This is a genomic window from Dyella sp. ASV21, from assembly GCF_016428975.1.
Taxonomy (GTDB): domain Bacteria; phylum Pseudomonadota; class Gammaproteobacteria; order Xanthomonadales; family Rhodanobacteraceae; genus Dyella.
In genome coordinates this window covers 1-282 of record NZ_JAELTT010000411.1, presented here as the reverse complement: position 1 = coordinate 282, position 282 = coordinate 1, and the positions used below count along the sequence as shown (strand labels likewise).

The window sequence follows — 282 nt, the reverse complement described above, 5'->3', positions numbered from 1 at the left end:
ACCTGGGCGGTGCGCACCTGCTCGGTGTACTGGAACCGCCACAGGCAGGGCATGGCCTGATCGCCGCCGCGTGCCGGCACGTAGGTCACCGGGCCGCCCTCGATGGCGCCGTGCACGTAGAGGCGATCGCCCAGGATCAGGCGATGGCCCTGGGCGCTGTGTGCGAAGGCGTAATACAGCCCGCTCTCGGCGGCGAGGCGCTGCACGAAATCCAGGTCCGTTTCCCCCGGCTGCATCACCGAGGGACGCACGTCGTGGGTCTTGGTGAGGATGGACTCCACG

General features: G+C 69.1%; 1 protein-coding gene. It reads right to left on the bottom strand.

Annotation, left to right across the window (positions count from 1 at the left end; translation table 11 throughout):
- Window positions 1–282: contractile injection system protein, VgrG/Pvc8 family (locus tag JHD67_RS22105; protein ID WP_199101240.1), on the bottom strand; the 282-nt coding region annotated here is incomplete at both ends.